The following is a 16,877-nucleotide window of genomic DNA, read 5'->3' as shown; positions in this document are numbered from 1 at the left end:
GCCCCGCGTCGGCCTTTCTTTTTTGACTAACGGCCTATTGCGATGCAGCCGGGGCCGGTTCACACTTCCTTTTCTTTCAGGAGGACTGGCCAATGCATGTCGATACCATCCTGCAAACCAAGGGTGTCGCGGTACACACCCTTTCCAAGACCGGCACGCTCGCCGATGCGGTCGCCCTGCTCAATGCCCACAATATCGGCGCGGTCGTCATCACCGATGACAAGGCCCGCATCGTCGGCATCCTGTCCGAGCGCGACATCGTCCGCCAGCTCGGCAGGAACCCCACTGGTGCCCTTGCCCTTTCGATCGGCGACTGCATGACCAGGGATGTGGTCACCAGCGAGCGCACCACGACGATCGACGAGGTGATGGAACGCATGACCCGGCGCCGTATCCGCCACATGCCCGTGGCCGAGAATGGCATTCTGGTGGGCATCATTTCCATCGGCGACGTGGTCAAGCTCAAGATCGCCGAAGTCGAGCACGAGGCCGAGGCCCTGCGCGAATATATCTCGAGCTAAGTGCCCTAGCGGAGGCGGATCAGCCCCGCTGCCGTCGGTTTGAACCCGCATTGGCGATACAAGTCCTCCAGATGCGATTCGAAATCCACATGCAGCCATTCGGCGCCGCGGTCCCGCGCCAGCGCCGTCGCGCACCTGACCAGGCGCGTGGCGATCCCCTGCCGTCGATAGTCGGGATCAACTGACGTATCGAGGATGAAGGCATGCACGCCGCCATCCCAGGCGACATTGACAAACCCAACCAACCGTTCGTCATCCATAGCCACAACATGCGCCAGGCTGCGTGCCAGCACATCGTGATAGGCCTCCGGAAATGCCCCACACCACGCCCGGCGCCAGAATGCCGCCAACAGCGTCCTGTCGGGAAATGAGTCCACCACCATTTCGATCATTGCCCGCTCACCTTACCAACCTCTCCAAAGCTTCATCCCATCGCAAGGTCGTGAAGAGCTTGCCTCTTCTAGTGTCGTTCTCGCGCCGGCTGCCGGCCAGTCCCATGCAAAGGATGAACGACCATGAAGACGATTTCCACCACCGCCATTGTGGCCCTGATGACCGCCTCTATCGGCCTTGGCGCCGTGGCCCCGGTCCTGGCCCAGGAAACTGCCCCGGCGGCACCCGCTGCCCAGTCCCAGTCGAGCGAGGCTCCCGCTGCCGAGCGCGGCTTCCGCAAGGGCCCCGGCATGCGTCAAGGCGGCGGCATGGGCGGTCTCTTCAATATCGAGCGCGGTGCCGAAGCCATCGAGATTGCCATTGTGCGCCTCAGCCACGCCATCGACCTGACCGACGAGCAGACTGTGCTGCTCGAAGCCCTCAAGACCGACGCACTGGCCGCCACCGCCGCTTTTGAAGCCGCCACCGAAGGCCTGCGTCCAACCCCGCCGGCCGAAGGCGAAACCGTCGAGCGTCCCGACATCTCCGAGCGCTTCGACAACCGCATTGCCGTCCAGTCCGCTCGACTGGCGGCCCTCGAAGCCTTGCAGCCAGCCTTCACCGCTTTCTTTGACAGCCTCACCGAGGAGCAGCAGGCCGAACTGGCGCCCGAGCGCGGCGACCGCCACGCCGGCATGGGCAAGCACCAGGGCGGCTTCGGCCAGCATGGCGGCATGCGCCCCATGGGCCCGGGCAATCGCTGACCCTCTACACCCAAACCGATCCGCCGCGCTCCTTCGTCGGCGGATCGCCCTGCGGTGCCCCTCGTCTCTTTCGACCGGCGGCGCCGCCGGACCCCGGCTCTCAACAGCCGGGGTTTGCTTTTGTCCGCACCTCCATTACCAATCGCGAGACCAGTTTTCGCGGACATAACATGACCAGCCTTCCCCTCGACCCGGCACGTATTCGTGCGCTTTTTCCTGCCTTTGCCGAACCGAGCCTTTCTGGCCAGGCCTTTTTCGAGAATGCCGGTGGCTCCTATACCGCACAGGCCACGCTTGATCGGCTCGATCAATATTATCGCGCCACCAAGGTCCAGCCCTACGGCGTCTATCCGGCGTCCGAGACCGCCGGCCAGGCCATGGACCACGCCTACCAGCGTCTCGCCCAGGCACTCAATGTCCCTGCTGACTGGATCCATATTGGCCCCTCCAGTTCTGCCAATACCTACGTGCTAAGCAATGCCTTCGCCGGCTGGCTCAAGCCCGGCGATGCCATCGTCGTCACCAATCAGGATCATGAGGCCAATACCGGCAACTGGCGTCGCCTGGCCAATCGCGGCATCGAGGTGCGCGAATGGCAGGTGGATACCGAAACCGCCTGCCTCTCGCTTCCCGCCCTCGACGCATTGCTCGACGACAAGGTGAAACTGGTCGCGGCCCCGCACTGCTCCAATATCGTGGGCGACATCAACCCCGTGGCCGAGATTGCCGCCCGCGCCCATGCCGTAGGTGCGGTCCTTGCCGTAGACGGCGTCAGTTACGCCCCCCATGGCCTGCCCGATCTCGCCGCGCTCGGCGCCGACATCTATTTCTTCTCAGCCTACAAGACCTATGGGCCGCATCAGGGCGTCATGGCCATCCGCCCCGAGCTTGCCCGCGCCCTTCCCAATCAAGGGCACTTCTTCAACGACACCAAGCTGCGCTATCGCCTGACCCCGGCAGGCCCCGATCACGCCCAGATCGCTGCCACCGCCGGCATTGTCGACTATCTCGAACAGATCGCCGCCCTGGCGCCCGCTATCATCGAAGGCGTCGATCCCTTCCGCCGCGCTCATGCCGCCATGCGCGCCCAGGAAATCGCCCTGGCCGCGCCCCTGCTCGATTATCTGCGCAGCCGCAACGACATCCGTCTCATCGGCCCATCCGAGCCGACCGAGCGCGCGCCCACCATCTCGGTGCTGCACGCCGAGCCGGGCGTCGCGCTGGCTCGTCGCCTCACCGGCCACGGCATTATGGCCTCGGGCGGTAATTTCTACGCCGTGCGCCTGCTCGAAGCCCTGGGCATCGACCCGCACAATCACGGCGTCCTCCGTCTCTCCTTCGTGCATTACACATCGCCCGAAGAAATCCAGCAGCTGATCAAGGCGCTCGACGCCGTATTGTAAGATCCGCTGCGCCACCCTTCCCGTCTCCCCTTGTGGAGAAGGTGCCCGAAGGGCGGATGAGGGGTACGCTTCAAGTAAATTCGAGTTTCCCCATGTCCCGTCCCGTCGCCACGCTGCTGCTGTTGATTTGCACCATGTTCTGGGGTCTTGCGTTTATCGCGCAGAAGTCAGCCCTCGAAACCATGGGGCCACTGACCTTTACCGGCGTGCGTTACTTGCTGGGTGGATTATTGGTACTGCCGCTTGCGCTGCACGAGCGACGGCGTCGACCGGTCCAACTGACGCGGACGCATTGGCTTTACATTGGCGCCGTGAGTCTGGTGTTTTTCATCGGGTCGTGGCTGCAGAACGCAGGTCTTGTGACCACCACCGCTACCAATGGCGGGTTTCTCACTGCACTTTATGTCTTCTTCGTGCCGCTGCTGGGCTATGTGCTGTTTCGCACCAAGCCTCATCCGATCATTTTTATCGGCGTGCCCCTGGCGCTGGTCGGTACATATTATCTGAATGGCGGCGGGCTGGAGAGTTTCAACAGCGGCGATTGGATGATCACCGTCTGCGCTGTTTTCTGGGCGCTGCATGTCATCCTGTTGGGGCACATTGCAAGGCTGACCGGATTGCCGATTTTCGTTTCCGCGATCAGCTTTCTTTCCGCTGGCGCGGTGGCCTCCGCCATCGCGCTAGTCACCGAAGCGCCGACCCTGGCAGCGGTCGCTGCTGGGTGGATCGAGATCGTCTATGCCGGAGTGCTGGCAACCGCAGTGGCCTTTACATTCCAGGCCATCGGCCAGCAGCACGTGCCGCCGGCCAATGCTGCCATCATCCTTTCGGCGGAAAGCCTGTTTGCCGCTCTTGGCGGGGCGCTTATTCTGAGTGAGCGGCTACCGGCCATCGGTTATGCCGGCGCGGCACTGATTTTTGGTGCCATCCTCCTCGTAGAGGGTGTGCCGCCAATCTGGGCGCGGCGCAGACCGCACGCGCCCCGGATCACAAACTAATCGTCGTAGCGATACATCTGATAAGTCTTGCACACGATGAAGGCTACGCAGCCCTTGAGCGTGATTTGGTCGGCGCTCACCTGGGTAATGGTCCCGGCCGCCCGCTGCCCGTAGATGTGCAACTCACCCTTCCACTGATTGGCCCGCGTCTGTCGCGCATGGTCGATCAGCAACGTGTTAAAATAAGGCAGGTTCTCGGCATTGTCGGCGCCATTGCCTAGCCACACCAGTTCCGCGCACAGCTGGGAGCCGTCGCCACACAGGCGCACGTCATAGCGCGAATCCCGCATCTCGATTTCCCACATCCCCACTGGCGATGCACTGGCCGGCACCACGGCCACGAGGCAAAGCGCAAGACCAAGAGCCATCCGGGCAAGTCGCGTCATGATAATCTCCCGCAAATACACTGTCTCAAGTGTGGTTTTTCCTGCCTGAACCGAAGCTGAACGGCTCCTTCGCCCCGTTTTCAACAGACATAAGCGCCGTCACGTCCCTGTCATCTTGCCCCCATAGGGTCTGGCCATCCCGGCTCCCCCCATAGGCCAGGATGTGCCCGCCCCGCGTCCCCAACGCCGCGCCGGCATTGGAAAGCCCGGTCCGCCAACCCCGCGCTTTCCGGACCGATCCTTTTCGGTCCTGGCCGCCTGCGGGCGGCCTCTTTTTTTGTGGAGCGGTCCGCATTATGCCTCGCACCCGCCCGCGCCCTGGGTCACAACAGAAACCGAACTTTCGGGCGCGACCATGGCCAAGCTCTATTTCTCCTACGCGGCGATGAACGCCGGCAAGTCCACCCTGCTGCTGCAGGCCGCCTATAATTATCGCGAACGCGGCATGCGCCCTCTGCTGTTCACCTCGGCGCTTTACGCCCAAGATGGCGAGGGGCTGATTACCTCCCGCATCGGCATCGCAGAGCCAGCCGAACTCTACGCGGCCGGCGACGATCTCTATCAGTCGGTCCGCGACCATGACGAAGAATCCAAGGTCGATTGCGTCTTTGTCGACGAAGCCCAGTTCCTTACCCGCGATCAGGTCTGGCAACTTGCCCGCGTCTCCGACCGCTTGGGCATCCCGGTCATGTGCTATGGCCTGCGCACTGATTTCCAGGGCAAGTTGTTTCCCGGCTCGATGGAATTGCTCGCCGTAGCCGATACACTGCGTGAAATCCGCACCATCTGCACCTGCGGATCCAAGGCCACCATGGTGGTGCGCCAGGACATGTCGGGCCGTGTGCTGACCAATGGGGACCAGGTCTCCATCGAAAAATCCGTCTATCTGTCCCTGTGCCGGAAGCATTGGGAAGAGGCCGTGGGCCGCTGGCCTGTGAAGGGACCCTGAACCATGCACACCGACAACACCGAGCCCAGCGGCGCGCTGACCATCCGCACCCTCGCCATGCCCGCCGATACCAACCCCGCCGGCGACATCTTCGGCGGCTGGGTGATGAGCCAGATGGATATTGCCGGCGCCATCGCCGCCGTCGAACGCGTCAAGGGCCGCGTCGTCACCGTAGCCGTCGATTCCATGACCTTCATCGCCCCGGTCAAGGTCGGTGACGTGCTCTGCGTCTATACTGAAATCCAGCGGGTTGGCACCACCTCCATCACCGTGGGCCTTGAGGCCTGGGTACGCCGCAACCGGCTGGCCGACCGCACCAAGGTCACCGAGGCGCGCTTCATCTATGTCTCGCTCGACGAAAACGGCGAGAAGCGCCCCATCCCCGCGGACTGACCCAAACCTGGCAATCTGTTCAGCCTGCGTTCAGGCTGGCTCTGATTACTTGTATTGAAAGCGCCTGTCGGTGCCTTGGGGCGATATCAACCGTCATCTCCAAATCGCATCGCCGGAACTCTTTGCACATCGACTCCGTTTCTGGAGTCATCAACAATTGGCTTGGTTGCCGAAAAGCGTCGTCCCGGATGTCCGGGACCGGAAAAACCGAGCCGGAGGGAGCACGTCATGCATCGTCAGACTCGTAGAAAACTTCTCAACTTGGCCACCGGCGTAGCAGTTGCGGCCGCTGCCGTTGTTGTCTTTCTGCCAGCCGCTCAAGCGGCCCCCGGCACCGTGACTGGCAATGTCAATGTCCGCTCCGGCCCGGGCACCAATTATGGCGTTGTCGACGTTGCCCGCACTGGCCAGCAGGTCGATGTGCAGCGCTGCCAGGGCTCGTGGTGCTACATCACCAAGCCTGGTCCGGATGGTTGGGTCTCTGCCAGCTATCTCAATGCCAGCGGCCGCCCGGTCAACCCATCCAATCCCAACCTCAGCTTCGGCTTCACCATCGGCGGCCCCAATGGCCCGCAGATCAGCATTGGCATTGGTGACCAGCCTCAGCAGCCGCCGCGTCCCGGCCCACGTCCGCCGGTGATTCAGCCGGTATATGACGAGGTCTGCTTCTACGACCGCACCCGTTTCCGTGGCGACAGTTTCTGCATGGAACAGGGCGAAGCCGTGCGCGATCTTGGCGGCTGGACCGACCGGATTTCCTCCTTCGACAATGCCGAGGGCCTTGAAGTCCAGGTCTGCTCGCAGCCCAATTTTCGCTCCTGCCGCGTCTATACCACCGGCGCCTCGTCGCTGGGCGATTATGATGACTACATCGCCTCGATCCGCGTTCGCTAATAGCCGCACCAGACCAGCATGTTGCGCCGTCCCTCGGGGCGGCGCTTTGCTTTGCATCTGCCAGCGTGCCGCGCTAACCTCCGGCCATTCTTAAAGGTGGATATTACCGATGCGCTCGCTTCTCGCCCTTGGACTGGCCCTTGCACTTTGCCTGTCGCCCGCTACGCCGGCCCTCTCAGGTTCGGAAGCCGGTAGCCATGGCTGGAGCCGCGAAACGCTGGTCCTGCGCGACGGCCCCGGCGAGCAATACGCCGTCACCGGCGAAATACCGGCTGATGCTGCCATAAAAATCCTGCGCTGCCAGAATATCTGGTGCGTGGTCGATGGCCCGGGCGGCCGTGGCTGGACCGGCAATGGCGCTGTCGACTTCGGCAAGAACCCACACTGGCCACTCCTGGATAGCGATAATGAATGGCCCGACCTCGCCGGTGGCCAGCTCTGCTTCTATGAGGGCGCCAATTTTACCGGCCGTTCGTTCTGCGCCGGCACGGGCGAAGTTTTCATCGACCTGGCAACCTGGGGCTGGGACAATCGCATCGCCTCGATCGAGGTGATCACCGCCACCAGCGCCGCCATCTGCCGGGACCGCGACTTCCAGTCCTATTGCGAGCGCATCGCTTCCAGCCAGCCCATGCTCGATCCTCTGCTGGCGCGCAATCTTTCCTCCATCCGCATCTACTGAGCCCACCCCCGTTCAGCTTGGACAGGCCGAAGCCCCCGGTTTCCGGGCGCTCCGCGGCGCGTGCCTAAACGCGGCATTCAGCGCCGGTTCAGCGCCGCAGGCGCCTTATAGCCCTCAGAAACGGACGGCCTTGGGCGGTTCGTCACACAAGATGAGGGAAACAAAATGATCAACAAGCGCATCACTTTCGGCACCAGTCTGGCTGCCATCACCATGCTCACCACCCTGGCCGCATCGGCCGCGCCGGGTATCGCCACCGGCACTGTCAATGTCCGCACCGGTCCCGGCACCGGCTATGCCAAGGTCGGCACCCTGCCCTCGGGCGAAGTCGTCGACGTCAAGCAATGCCAGGGCTCCTGGTGCTTCGTCGACCGCGACGGCGGCACCGATGGCTGGGTCTCCAAGAATTACCTGGCCGCCTATGAGGGCGGTGGCGGCAACGACGGAAACGATGACATTCCGATCAACTTCGGTATGAGTGTGGGCCCCGGCGGCCCGACCTTCTCATTCGGCATCGGCGACGCGCCCCCGCCGGCTCCGCCCCCGGCACCGGTAACTCCGGCGGAGGTATGCTTCTTCAAGGGTCCAAATTTCACCAGCACGCAGTTCTGCGTTCCAGCGGGCACCGACGATCCGAGCCTGCCCGGCGGCTGGAACGACTCTATCTCGTCCATTCGCCTGGAGGGCGGCGCCGAGGTCACCGTCTGCATGGGCAACGTCTATACCGGCGCCTGCAGCACCTTCTCTTCCGACAAGCCCAGCCTGGGCCTCTTCAACAACCAGATATCCAGCTATCAGGTGTTCTGATCGCTCGCCCCTGATGCAAGAAGGCGCCGTCCACTGGACGGCGCCTTTTCTTCCACGCGAGATCGTATCAGACCTATTCGTCAAACGCGCCGTGGAACAGCGCGTAGAGCCGGTCTTCGAAGGGCCGCAGGACCTCGACATGAGGCATGCCGGACAGGCGTACCGCCTGTGCCTCTGCGATCAGCATGTCCACATGCTCGCGGATCATCGCCTTCTGATCCTCGGGCAGTTCCGCAGCTTCGAGCTGGGCCAGCGGCTCCTCGAATACCGCGTCGAACTCGCTCTGCGGCATCGACGCCATATAGCCCGACGCCACCGCGTCATAGGCCGCGCTCCAGCTCGCCAGGTCGAAGCCCGCCGCCGGAATCAGCGAGGCGCCCAGCGAGTCATAGTCATAGAAAATATCCGCAGCATCGACTGTCATGCCTTCGCCCATCTCGACGACTAGCGACTCCATGATCGATACCACGGTCTCCGCTTCACTTGGCTCCAGCGCCAGAACCGGCGAGGTCGCCACCAGAAAGGCCAGGCTCGACGAGGCCAGGCCGACCGCCATGGACAGGAAGGCTGCGTGGATAAGGTTTCGCATCATCAGAACGCTCCCTTGATACCGGCGGATGCGGTAATGGACGGATCGCGGCCGTTGCTCGCCAGGTGAATTGAAGTCGAAAGCGAAAGATTGTCGTTAAGCGAGTGGTCGAGCTCTGCGCCCACCCGCGCCCAGGTCTGGGAGTAGCTGCCCCCGCCCAGCGAGAAATCGAACAGCCCCGACACGGTCCCGGTCGCTGCCGCTGCGGTGCCGGTGCGGTGCGCCACCTCAAGCGTGGTCGACAGCTTGGTCTGGGCCGAGAGTTCGGTCACCGCCGTCACGCCCAGGCGGATGTCGGCATGGCTCGTCGTTTGCGCATTGAATACCGCTGGGAACGGTCCGCCGCTCTCGCTATAGCCATTCACACGCATGCCGCCAAAGCCCAGAGAGGCATAGGGATTGATGCTGGTATTGCCGATCACGGCAGCCTCCAGCCAGTCCGCCCGCAGCCGCACCACGCCGCCAAAAGCATTGGTCTCGCCACTGGATATCGCCGTCGCCGCGCCGTTGGAATAAGCCCGGTCGATATTGGCCTTGTAGGTTCCCAGCATACCGGTCAGGCTCAGCAGCAGCGGCGTGCCATCGGGCTGCCAGTCGATCTCGCTGAGCACATATTGCCCTTGCATCCGCGCCGACCCGCCCAGTGCCAGATCCTGCCACGATCCGGTAGTGCCCATCGCCCCGCCAACCCGCACATTGCCGCCAGCCAGATCGGTACAAGCGCCGATCTCTGCAAGCGCCAGCCCGGTGGACGACGCGCCATGATGCGCAAAGTCCCCCGTCGCCCAGGCACACATATCCCCGCTCAGGTCTGGCGTCAGCGTCAGCGGCCGGTGATGCGCCCCATTCATCGGCAGCCAGGTCAGGAATTCCCCGGTATTGGCAATGCCGGCGGCCGAATAGAGGGTCTGGTGATATTCCTCGATGTTCATCAGCCCGCCGCCCGAGCCGCTCACGGCTCGCGCCAGGTATCCGCCCCCTTCGCGGTGCTCGCCATACATGTGCCCGACCACCACATTGCCGTCGTCGGAAATTCCTTTCGCGGTCTGCAGCACATATCCCGCCGTGGACACACCATGTCTATCGAGCCAAGCCGCCACCGACTCCATGCCGGCATCTTCAGACCAGCGGAACGCGTGATCATAGGCATCTTCGGTCTCGGCCATTCCGACGACCCAGCGCCCGTCGCGCGAAACAGCTTCTGCGGTTGCGCTCTGCCCTCCAAGGTCGCCCAGATCGAGCATTTGCACATTGTCCGACACGCCATTCGTGGCGCCTTCACGCCAACGGAAGGCACGCGTGCGGCCATCGGCGTCCTCAGCCTCCCCCACCACAACGCTTCCGTCACCTGACACTGATCTCGCAAAGGAGTAACCAACCATGCCGGTCAGCGACCCCAGGTTTTCGACACTGGCCGCTCCCCCCGCGCCAAGGCTGCTCAAGTCCCAACGCGCGGCCTGCCGGGCAAAGCCAGCGCCATCGCTCCACCCAACGGCATAGGCGCCATCGCCGGAAATCCCCAGGGCACCGGTGCGGTCGTAGCCGCCGGACAAACCGTCCAGCGCATACATCTGTTCATTGCCCGCCACGCCGCCCGTTGCACCCTCGATCCACACGAAGCCGCGCTGATTGCCTTGCCAGGCCGCTTCGCCCACGACACGTCCGCCGGAATCGGCCACGCCATGCGCACGGCTCGACGCGGAACCGATCAGGGGGGTGAGGGTCCCGAGGTCAGTTGTCACCCCTCCCGACGTGTCGCCGACAAACCGAAATGCCCGTGCGCTTGAGCCGTCGAAAAATTGTCCAACGACGACATTGCCCGTGCGATTGATGGCACGGGCCTCCATCATCACCCCTACCGGGTCGGGCAATTGCAGCTCGTCACCATTGATATTGGCGATATATGCCGAGGTGGGACCATTGCCGAGATAGGTCCGGCCGTCGCCACTGACACCGACAATGCTCCAATCCCATAGGGTAACCCCCGCATCCTGCGCCTCTGCTTTCGGGGTCATGATCATCGCCGTAGTCGCCATCAGAATGCCGGCCAGCAGCCAACGCCCCTCGTTCCGCTGTTTCCGTATTCCAAATGCCCGCTCAGTCATGAAAATCTCCCGAAAGCAGAAAGCCGGCCCACAGGGACCGGCTTTGCGAACTAGGAGACTCGATAACCTATCTCAACGCATGGGGCGTTCAGGCATAATCATTCCCTACGCGCATAATCGTGTTCACTCTCAACACGATAGCTTCCCGGCGTGACGCCGAACCGACGCCGGAATGCGGTCACGAAATTGCTCACCTGGCCATAGCCCAGCTCCCAGGCCAGTTGCTTGAGCGGCAGCGGTGTCCCCGCCTCCAGCGCCCTGCGCGCCGCGTCCAGCCGCGCGTCCCGCAGATAGGTGAAAACAGTCGTTCCATAAAGTTCCCGAAAGCCCCGATTGAGGCGTTTGGCGGCAAGCCCCACCTCCCGCGCCAGCGTTTCGAGGTCAGGCGGATCGCGCAGATCGGACAGCAGCCGGTCCCGCGCCGCCCGCACCTTGACGAGCTCCCGCGCATTGAGCCGCTGCCCCTCGTTCACGCCGCCAAAGGCGGAGAACTGATGCGCCAGCATTTCAAGCACCTTGGATTGCCGGAACAGGGTCTGCATCGGCCCCTCATAGGGAGAACGCAGCAATGTGTGCCCTAGCGATCGCAGTGCACTGGGCAGCGGAGCCATATCGGACAGATCGTCCCTTGTCCCCTCAAGCACCTGCCTGGCCACGTCAGGGATCACGCCGTCGCTTCCCAGAAGGTCCAGCGCCCGCGCCTCGAGCCGTATGGCCACCAGGCGCCACCCGCGCTCCGCATCGATTTCATAGCGTACGCGGCGCTCGGTGGGGGAGAGTACATAGAACCTTCCATCGTCGCGCCAATGCTGGTCATCGCAGCCTTCCATATTGACCAGCCCTCGGCTGGCCAGCATCGATCCCAGGATCAGGCGTCCACCCTCGGCCCCGCCACCCTCGACGCCGATGCCGAACTGGCTCTGCCCGTTTGCTTCTCCACGATAGAGCCATATGCCGGGCAGGATGGGAGTTTCCGCTAGATAGGCACGGACCGCCCCACGCCGAAACCTGACCTGTTCCATCTCGGCGAAGTCATAGGACATCGCGCAATTGCCGCTTGAGAACAACCAGTCAGCCATGGATCCCTCAATGTTGGCAGGTCGGAAAAACTATGCTGTTTTTGTGCACTGTCCACGACTTACCATATTGCGCGCCGGACAACACAATACCTTGCTCGCGCACGAAGCGAATACAAATCCCTCTTTCGCTTTTTTGCAGCAAGCATAAATTGCCGCCGTGCGCCGAGTCTCCGCACTGGCCCTCGCCGCACCTTTGGGGGAACTGTCAATATGCCAAATCTGGCGAATCTTTATTTCCGCACGGCGATACTCTTCCTGATTGTCGGCATTTGCGTCGGCATCTACATGTCCATGAGCGGCAATCGGGCCGTTATCGGCGCACATGCCCATATCAACCTGCTCGGCTGGGTCACCAGCGCCCTGTTCGGCACCTATCTGGCGTTGAATCCGGCCAAGGCGGCAGGGCTGCTGCCACGCCTGCAATATGGGGTCTATGTCCTGGGCGTCATCGTGATGAGCGTGTCGCTCTATCTCATGCTTGAAGGCAACACTGCCCTGGTGCCCGTCGTCGCGGCGGCCTCCATCATCACTTTTGTCGGAGTGCTGCTGTTTGCCGTCATCGTCTTCATGCCCGCGCGCAATTGAACCGAATTGGCGCGCTGGCTCCGGTCAGCGCGCCGCCGCCGCGACCGGCGCCGCACGGCTGATTACCCGGCTTGTCAGTTTCTCGAGATCCTTGAGCAGCGCCTTGTAGGGCTCCAGGTCGCCGCCCCGACACAGGTCCAGTTGCGCAAAGACCAGGGCATCGGCATAGACGGAGGCCTCGTCGGGCCGCATCTCCACCCCGTCGATCAGCACTGCGTCGAGACAGTCGAAACTGTGCATGGCGACTTCCGTAAGAAGGTGTAGGCCCGCAAGTCCCGCCAGATCGCGGGCGAGCGCCGCCCATTCGCATCCCTTGCCGGCATCGGCCGCATTCCAGTTGCGCAACAGCGCCACCAGCGGCGCGACCGCGATTTCGATCTGCTGCTCGACTTCGGCCTTGAGCGCCTTGACGGAGCGGTCCGACGCCATGTTGGCGCCGCTGCGATTGATGCCGCCGGGTCGGACGGCCTCGCGATGGAACTTGGTCTTGACCGTAACCAGTCGGCCATTTTCCTCACTCGGCATCGGCATCCTCCAGGGCAATAGTATCGGCGTCGCCCTGTCGCCGCTTGGGTACGCCGTCATACTCTTCCTCGCGGAAGCGCCGGTCGGGACCAAAATAGCTCTCGCTCTCCCAGAAAGGGCGCGGCTTGCGCGCGATCCAGTTGATGCGGTCATAGAGCACCGAAGGCGCTACCGGCTTGGACATCACGAAATTGGCGCCGCTGTCGCGGGCCTGGCCGACACTGATGCGTCGGGCCGTGCCCATGGTGATCACCATCGGAATGGCGCGCCTGGGATGCTTGGTATCGAGCCGGATGGCGCGGACGAAATCGACCCCACTGCCCATCTTGCGCTCCCTGCCCGGACCGGGCAGATCCACGGCGCAGATCAGGAAATCCACCTCCCGATCGCCCATCAATCGCATCGCCGTCTGCCCTTCGGCCGCCTCAAGCACGGTCTTAGCCCCGAAGCCGAACAGCAGCCGCCTGAACAATTCGCGATACAAATCGCTTGGATCGGCTACCAGAAAGCCGATTTCCGAGAGATTGACCGAGTCTTCCGCGAACTTGAGCGCCATGAGGGCAATGCCTAGCGGAAAACTGCTGACACTCCCTTAAGCGCGACAGCGGGTTTCGCACATGAAAGATCAGCGCGTCCTCCACAGCCATCAATACGTGTAGTTGATCGCAGCGTGGATACGTGCACACTCGTGGTCAAGTGTCGCAGACGTCCAGAGTGCGCTTCTGCGGCACCTACACGAAAAACAAGAACCGAATTGGGAGGACACCGTGATTTTTGCCAAGTTCATAGTGGGGACGACTGCGTCTGCCGCAGCGGCCCTGATGCTTTGTGGCGTTGCACTCGCTGCCGATTATAACTGGACTTTTCAGACTTCTGAAACCGCCGGCGAACCCGGCTTTGTCAACAAGACCAAGTGGGCCGAGAATGTCGGCACACTGTCCGGTGGCCGAATCGAAATCGAGATTCTGCCCATCGGCGCCGTGGTCCCGCATACCGACACGCTTGAGGCGGTCGGCACCGGCATCCTTCAGGGCCACCTCACCGATCCGAGTTATTTCTCTGGTCGCGATCCTGCATTCGCCATGATGGGCAATCTTGTCGGCGCCTGGAGCGATCCGTTCGAACTGCTTGGCTTCATGCAGTCCGGCGGTGGCCATGAGCTTTATGCCGAACTCGTCGAGCCCTATGGCGTTCACTTCATCGGCGCTGCCGCGACCGAGCCGGAGGCCTTTGTCGCCGGCGTCCCGATTCGCACCGTGGAAGACCTCCAGGGTGTCAAACTGCGTGCCCCGGAAGGCATGGTCTTTGAAATCTTCTCCAAGGCCGGCGCTGCCCCGGTGGCCCTGCCCGGCTCGGAAATCTTCTCGGCACTCGACAAGGGCGTGGTTGACGCGGCCGACAACACGGTCTTCGCCACCAACCAGGCGCTGGGCATGAACGATATTGCCCCATACCCGCTCTATCCCGGTTTCCACTCGCTGCCGCTGATCGATATTTCGATAAACAAGGAAATCTGGGACGGCCTGCCCGAGGATCTTCAGGCTATCCTGACAGCGTCGGTCGACCAGTTCATCTTCGACCACGTCTATTCGGTGCGCATGCTCGATGCCGAGGCCGTGGCTGAAGCCAAAGCCAACCCGGATATCGAGATCATCAACTGGTCGGGTGACGAACGCGCCAAGTTCCGTCGCATCGCGCAGGAAGAATGGCAGAACTGGGCCGGCCGCAGCGACATGACCCAGCGCTATTACGACGCCGTCATCGCCTATCTCGAAGGTCGCAACCTGCTCTAGACAGGCAAGCCGCCCAAACATGACCCGCGTCCGGCAGACCGCTGCCGGACGCCTCATCGCGCATCAGGAGACGCCGGATGTCTGAGGATCCCGAGATAGCTGCCCAGGCAGACCAGGACGACGCCGAGATCCGCACAGGTCTTGACCGAGCCGTGACCGGCGCCACCAGGATTTTCGCCTGGGCGATCTTCCTGGCTTTCGTGGTCACCGTCTTCGAAGTCATCTCGCGCTACCTTTTCGATAGTCCCACCTTCTGGGCGCACGAGACGACCACCTTTCTCATCGCTGCCATCTTTCTCGTCGGCGGTCCCATCGCCCTTGCCCGCGACAAGCACATTCGCGTGCGCATGTTCTATGACAGCGTCTCCCCCAGGGGCCGCCGCCGGTTGGACATCGTCAATTCCATTCTGGCGTTGATCTTTTTTGCCGGCCTGTCATATGCCGCCTGGATCATGTCGTCCAAGGCCACCTTTACCCCTTCCGGCGAATTCCGCCTTGAAGGCACAGGCACCGCCTGGAACCCGCCGACGCCAGCCATGCTGAAGGTGCTGGTGCTGATCTGCGTCGGCGTTATGTTCATCCAGACGCTGCTCCATCTCATCGACGCCATCAGGCGCAAGCCGGCCGCTCCGGTCGACAACAGCTCCGGGGAGCACTGAAATGGGTCTCAGCGGTCTCGGTATCGAGCTCGGCTCCTATGTTCTGGTCGGCAGCATTTTTCTCCTGCTGCTCACCGGCCTGCCCCTGGCCTGGGTCACGGGTCTGATCGCCCTCATCTTCACCTTCGGCTGGTTTGGCGGCTCTGCCCTGCCATTGGTGACCTCGCGCATTTTCGGCTTCATTACCGAGTATTCGCTCGTTGCCATCCCCATGTTCATTCTCATGGCTGCCCTGTTGGACCGCTCGGGCATCGCCCGCGACCTGTTCCGCGGCATGCGTATTCTCGCCGGGCGCCTCCCCGGCGGCGTCGCCGTGCAGACTCTGATCGTGGCCATCTTGATGGCCGCTATGTCCGGTGTTATCGGCGGCGAAATCGTGCTGCTTGGTATTCTCGCTTTGCCGCAGATGCTGCGCCTCGGCTACGACCGAAACCTCTCCATCGGCGTCGTCGTCGCCGGCGGCTCGCTGGGCACAATGATGCCGCCGTCCATCGTGCTGATTATCTATGGTCTGGTCGCTAGCGTTTCGATCGCCGATCTGTTCGTCGCCGCAATCACCCCGGCCCTGCTGCTGCTCGCCTTTTACGTGGCCTACGTGCTGTTCATCTGCCTGCGCAACCCGGCCATGGGCCCGCCCATGTCGCGCGAGGAACTGGCTGAGGAGTCCCTGGGCAGCGCCTTGCGTTCGCTTGCCGCCCCGCTCTTAATCGTCGTGGCCGTTCTGGGCTCGATCTATGGCGGCGTCGCCTCTATCACCGAAGCGGCCGCGTTGGGCGTCTCCGCCGTCCTGCTGATCTCCCTGCTGCGGCGCGAACTGAACCTCAAGATGCTCCAGGCGAGCCTCGTCCATACGCTTGAGACCTGCGGCATGATCATCTGGATCGGTATCGCCGCCGCAGTTCTCGTTGGAGTCTACAATCTGATGGGTGGCAATCGCTTCGTATCGAGCGCCATCCTCGGCATCGATGCGCCACCGGTCGTCATCATCATGGTGATGATGCTGATTCTGTTGGTCTTGGGCATGTTCCTCGACTGGATCGGCATTGCCCTGCTGACCCTGCCGATCTTCGTGCCCATCGTCATCCAGCTCGGCTACGACCCGATCTGGTTCGGCATCCTGTTTGCGGTGAACATGCAGGTTTCTTACCTCACGCCTCCCTTCGGCCCTGCAGCTTTCTATCTTAAAAGTGTGGCGCCCAGGCAAATCACCCTCAAGCACATCTACACGGCGCTCCTGCCCTTCATTGCACTGCAGCTAACCGTGCTGGCCATCCTGCTGTTCTTCCCGCCGATCGCCACCTGGGCGGTGAATTGACCAAGGGGGTCAATGGCTAAACTGCTTGCAAATGCACTCATGCCCGCTAATTTGCGCC

General features: G+C 62.5%; 20 protein-coding genes. 13 read left to right on the top strand and 7 right to left on the bottom strand.

Translation table 11 applies throughout. From position 1 onward, the window contains the following. The first annotated feature begins 92 nt into the window (after window positions 1-92). Complete coding sequence (locus ACXYMS_RS03300) at window positions 93-521, top strand: CBS domain-containing protein (RefSeq protein ID WP_458903637.1); 429 nt, start codon at window positions 93-95, stop codon at window positions 519-521. Window positions 522-526: 5 nt separating this feature from the next. Here the strand turns inward: ACXYMS_RS03300 and ACXYMS_RS03295 are convergent, their stop codons facing one another. Next, window positions 527-913: a GNAT family N-acetyltransferase gene (locus ACXYMS_RS03295; RefSeq protein WP_458903635.1), complete on the bottom strand. Its 387-nt coding sequence runs from the start codon at window positions 911-913 to the stop codon at window positions 527-529. A 123-nt stretch (window positions 914-1,036) separates the two neighbouring features. On the opposite strand from ACXYMS_RS03295, the gene ACXYMS_RS03290 reads away from it, so the two are divergent. The 3 genes from ACXYMS_RS03290 to ACXYMS_RS03280 all read left to right on the top strand — a co-directional run bounded on the left by ACXYMS_RS03290 (window position 1,037) and on the right by ACXYMS_RS03280 (window position 4,058). Beyond that, window positions 1,037-1,657: a Spy/CpxP family protein refolding chaperone gene (locus ACXYMS_RS03290; protein WP_458903633.1), complete on the top strand. Its 621-nt coding sequence runs from the start codon at window positions 1,037-1,039 to the stop codon at window positions 1,655-1,657. Between the two features lie 170 nt (window positions 1,658-1,827). After that, window positions 1,828-3,060 (top strand): aminotransferase class V-fold PLP-dependent enzyme, encoded by a 1,233-nt coding sequence (locus ACXYMS_RS03285; RefSeq protein ID WP_458903631.1) that lies wholly within the window; start codon window positions 1,828-1,830, stop codon window positions 3,058-3,060. A 92-nt stretch (window positions 3,061-3,152) separates the two neighbouring features. Continuing rightward, window positions 3,153-4,058 (top strand): DMT family transporter, encoded by a 906-nt coding sequence (locus ACXYMS_RS03280; protein WP_458903629.1) that lies wholly within the window; start codon window positions 3,153-3,155, stop codon window positions 4,056-4,058. Here ACXYMS_RS03280 and ACXYMS_RS03275 read toward each other — a convergent pair. After that, complete coding sequence (locus ACXYMS_RS03275; protein WP_458903627.1) at window positions 4,055-4,444, bottom strand: DUF2147 domain-containing protein; 390 nt, start codon at window positions 4,442-4,444, stop codon at window positions 4,055-4,057. The two genes, ACXYMS_RS03280 and ACXYMS_RS03275, sit on opposite strands and share 4 nt — an antisense overlap. Window positions 4,445-4,799: 355 nt before the next feature. On the opposite strand from ACXYMS_RS03275, the gene ACXYMS_RS03270 reads away from it, so the two are divergent. From ACXYMS_RS03270 to ACXYMS_RS03250, 5 genes are all read left to right on the top strand, one after another. Next, window positions 4,800-5,393, top strand: a complete 594-nt coding sequence (locus ACXYMS_RS03270) for a thymidine kinase (protein WP_458903625.1) — start codon at window positions 4,800-4,802, stop codon at window positions 5,391-5,393. A gap of 3 nt (window positions 5,394-5,396) precedes the next feature. Further along, a complete protein-coding gene (locus ACXYMS_RS03265; RefSeq protein ID WP_458903623.1) occupies window positions 5,397-5,786 on the top strand; it encodes an acyl-CoA thioesterase in 390 nt (129 codons plus the stop codon). Between the two features lie 228 nt (window positions 5,787-6,014). Continuing rightward, complete coding sequence (locus tag ACXYMS_RS03260; RefSeq protein ID WP_458903621.1) at window positions 6,015-6,680, top strand: SH3 domain-containing protein; 666 nt, start codon at window positions 6,015-6,017, stop codon at window positions 6,678-6,680. 109 nt (window positions 6,681-6,789) lie between these two features. Then, window positions 6,790-7,362: a peptidase inhibitor family I36 protein gene (locus ACXYMS_RS03255; protein ID WP_458903619.1), complete on the top strand. Its 573-nt coding sequence runs from the start codon at window positions 6,790-6,792 to the stop codon at window positions 7,360-7,362. Between the two features lie 165 nt (window positions 7,363-7,527). After that, entirely contained in the window at window positions 7,528-8,169 is a 642-nt protein-coding gene (locus ACXYMS_RS03250) for an SH3 domain-containing protein (RefSeq protein WP_458903617.1), read from the top strand. Window positions 8,170-8,242: 73 nt separating this feature from the next. On the opposite strand, the gene ACXYMS_RS03245 is transcribed toward ACXYMS_RS03250, so the two are convergent. The 3 genes from ACXYMS_RS03245 to ACXYMS_RS03235 all read right to left on the bottom strand — a co-directional run bounded on the left by ACXYMS_RS03245 (window position 8,243) and on the right by ACXYMS_RS03235 (window position 11,942). After that, window positions 8,243-8,761, bottom strand: coding sequence for a hypothetical protein (locus ACXYMS_RS03245; protein ID WP_458903615.1), 519 nt, complete (start codon window positions 8,759-8,761; stop codon window positions 8,243-8,245). After that, window positions 8,761-10,863, bottom strand: a complete 2,103-nt coding sequence (locus ACXYMS_RS03240; RefSeq protein WP_458903613.1) for an autotransporter domain-containing protein — start codon at window positions 10,861-10,863, stop codon at window positions 8,761-8,763. Before ACXYMS_RS03240 ends, ACXYMS_RS03245 begins: the two co-directional genes overlap by 1 nt. Before the next feature lie 98 nt (window positions 10,864-10,961). Beyond that, complete coding sequence (locus ACXYMS_RS03235; RefSeq protein ID WP_458903611.1) at window positions 10,962-11,942, bottom strand: helix-turn-helix transcriptional regulator; 981 nt, start codon at window positions 11,940-11,942, stop codon at window positions 10,962-10,964. Window positions 11,943-12,152: 210 nt separating this feature from the next. Here ACXYMS_RS03235 and ACXYMS_RS03230 point away from each other — a divergent pair, with 210 nt between their 5' ends. Next, window positions 12,153-12,527 (top strand): hypothetical protein, encoded by a 375-nt coding sequence (locus tag ACXYMS_RS03230; RefSeq protein ID WP_458903609.1) that lies wholly within the window; start codon window positions 12,153-12,155, stop codon window positions 12,525-12,527. 24 nt (window positions 12,528-12,551) lie between these two features. On the opposite strand, the gene ACXYMS_RS03225 is transcribed toward ACXYMS_RS03230, so the two are convergent. Both ACXYMS_RS03225 and ACXYMS_RS03220 read right to left on the bottom strand, forming a co-directional pair. Next, complete coding sequence (locus ACXYMS_RS03225) at window positions 12,552-13,052, bottom strand: hypothetical protein (RefSeq protein WP_458903607.1); 501 nt, start codon at window positions 13,050-13,052, stop codon at window positions 12,552-12,554. Beyond that, window positions 13,042-13,608, bottom strand: a complete 567-nt coding sequence (locus ACXYMS_RS03220) for a response regulator (RefSeq protein WP_458903606.1) — start codon at window positions 13,606-13,608, stop codon at window positions 13,042-13,044. Before ACXYMS_RS03220 ends, ACXYMS_RS03225 begins: the two co-directional genes overlap by 11 nt. A gap of 211 nt (window positions 13,609-13,819) precedes the next feature. On the opposite strand from ACXYMS_RS03220, the gene ACXYMS_RS03215 reads away from it, so the two are divergent. From ACXYMS_RS03215 to ACXYMS_RS03205, 3 genes are all read left to right on the top strand, one after another. Beyond that, on the top strand, window positions 13,820-14,845 hold the full coding sequence (locus tag ACXYMS_RS03215; RefSeq protein WP_458903604.1) for a TRAP transporter substrate-binding protein: 1,026 nt from the start codon (window positions 13,820-13,822) through the stop codon (window positions 14,843-14,845). Window positions 14,846-14,922: 77 nt separating this feature from the next. Next, window positions 14,923-15,504: a TRAP transporter small permease subunit gene (locus ACXYMS_RS03210; RefSeq protein ID WP_458903602.1), complete on the top strand. Its 582-nt coding sequence runs from the start codon at window positions 14,923-14,925 to the stop codon at window positions 15,502-15,504. A gap of 1 nt (window position 15,505) precedes the next feature. Continuing rightward, a complete protein-coding gene (locus ACXYMS_RS03205; protein WP_458903600.1) occupies window positions 15,506-16,819 on the top strand; it encodes a TRAP transporter large permease in 1,314 nt (437 codons plus the stop codon). Window positions 16,820-16,877 lie beyond the last annotated feature (58 nt).

The sequence above is a fragment of the Devosia sp. CAU 1758 genome (genome assembly GCF_054482695.1).
Note: the sequence above shows the minus strand (reverse complement) of the source record. Positions and strands in the feature narration are given on the sequence as shown.

Bases quoted from the DNA above. Each gene is read 5' to 3' on its own strand.
- ACXYMS_RS03295 (WP_458903635.1), bottom strand. From the start codon at position 913: ATGATCGAAATGGTGGTGGACTCATTTCCCGACAGGACGCTGTTGGCG.
- ACXYMS_RS03275 (WP_458903627.1), bottom strand. From the start codon at position 4,444: ATGACGCGACTTGCCCGGATGGCTCTTGGTCTTGCGCTTTGCCTCGTG.
- ACXYMS_RS03245 (WP_458903615.1), bottom strand. From the start codon at position 8,761: ATGATGCGAAACCTTATCCACGCAGCCTTCCTGTCCATGGCGGTCGGC.
- ACXYMS_RS03285 (WP_458903631.1), top strand. From the start codon at position 1,828: ATGACCAGCCTTCCCCTCGACCCGGCACGTATTCGTGCGCTTTTTCCT.
- ACXYMS_RS03235 (WP_458903611.1), bottom strand. From the start codon at position 11,942: ATGGCTGACTGGTTGTTCTCAAGCGGCAATTGCGCGATGTCCTATGAC.
- ACXYMS_RS03250 (WP_458903617.1), top strand. From the start codon at position 7,528: ATGATCAACAAGCGCATCACTTTCGGCACCAGTCTGGCTGCCATCACC.
- ACXYMS_RS03265 (WP_458903623.1), top strand. From the start codon at position 5,397: ATGCACACCGACAACACCGAGCCCAGCGGCGCGCTGACCATCCGCACC.
- ACXYMS_RS03300 (WP_458903637.1), top strand. From the start codon at position 93: ATGCATGTCGATACCATCCTGCAAACCAAGGGTGTCGCGGTACACACC.
- ACXYMS_RS03210 (WP_458903602.1), top strand. From the start codon at position 14,923: ATGTCTGAGGATCCCGAGATAGCTGCCCAGGCAGACCAGGACGACGCC.
- ACXYMS_RS03220 (WP_458903606.1), bottom strand. From the start codon at position 13,608: ATGGCGCTCAAGTTCGCGGAAGACTCGGTCAATCTCTCGGAAATCGGC.
- ACXYMS_RS03290 (WP_458903633.1), top strand. From the start codon at position 1,037: ATGAAGACGATTTCCACCACCGCCATTGTGGCCCTGATGACCGCCTCT.
- ACXYMS_RS03240 (WP_458903613.1), bottom strand. From the start codon at position 10,863: ATGACTGAGCGGGCATTTGGAATACGGAAACAGCGGAACGAGGGGCGT.
- ACXYMS_RS03205 (WP_458903600.1), top strand. From the start codon at position 15,506: ATGGGTCTCAGCGGTCTCGGTATCGAGCTCGGCTCCTATGTTCTGGTC.
- ACXYMS_RS03230 (WP_458903609.1), top strand. From the start codon at position 12,153: ATGCCAAATCTGGCGAATCTTTATTTCCGCACGGCGATACTCTTCCTG.
- ACXYMS_RS03270 (WP_458903625.1), top strand. From the start codon at position 4,800: ATGGCCAAGCTCTATTTCTCCTACGCGGCGATGAACGCCGGCAAGTCC.
- ACXYMS_RS03225 (WP_458903607.1), bottom strand. From the start codon at position 13,052: ATGCCGAGTGAGGAAAATGGCCGACTGGTTACGGTCAAGACCAAGTTC.
- ACXYMS_RS03280 (WP_458903629.1), top strand. From the start codon at position 3,153: ATGTCCCGTCCCGTCGCCACGCTGCTGCTGTTGATTTGCACCATGTTC.
- ACXYMS_RS03255 (WP_458903619.1), top strand. From the start codon at position 6,790: ATGCGCTCGCTTCTCGCCCTTGGACTGGCCCTTGCACTTTGCCTGTCG.
- ACXYMS_RS03260 (WP_458903621.1), top strand. From the start codon at position 6,015: ATGCATCGTCAGACTCGTAGAAAACTTCTCAACTTGGCCACCGGCGTA.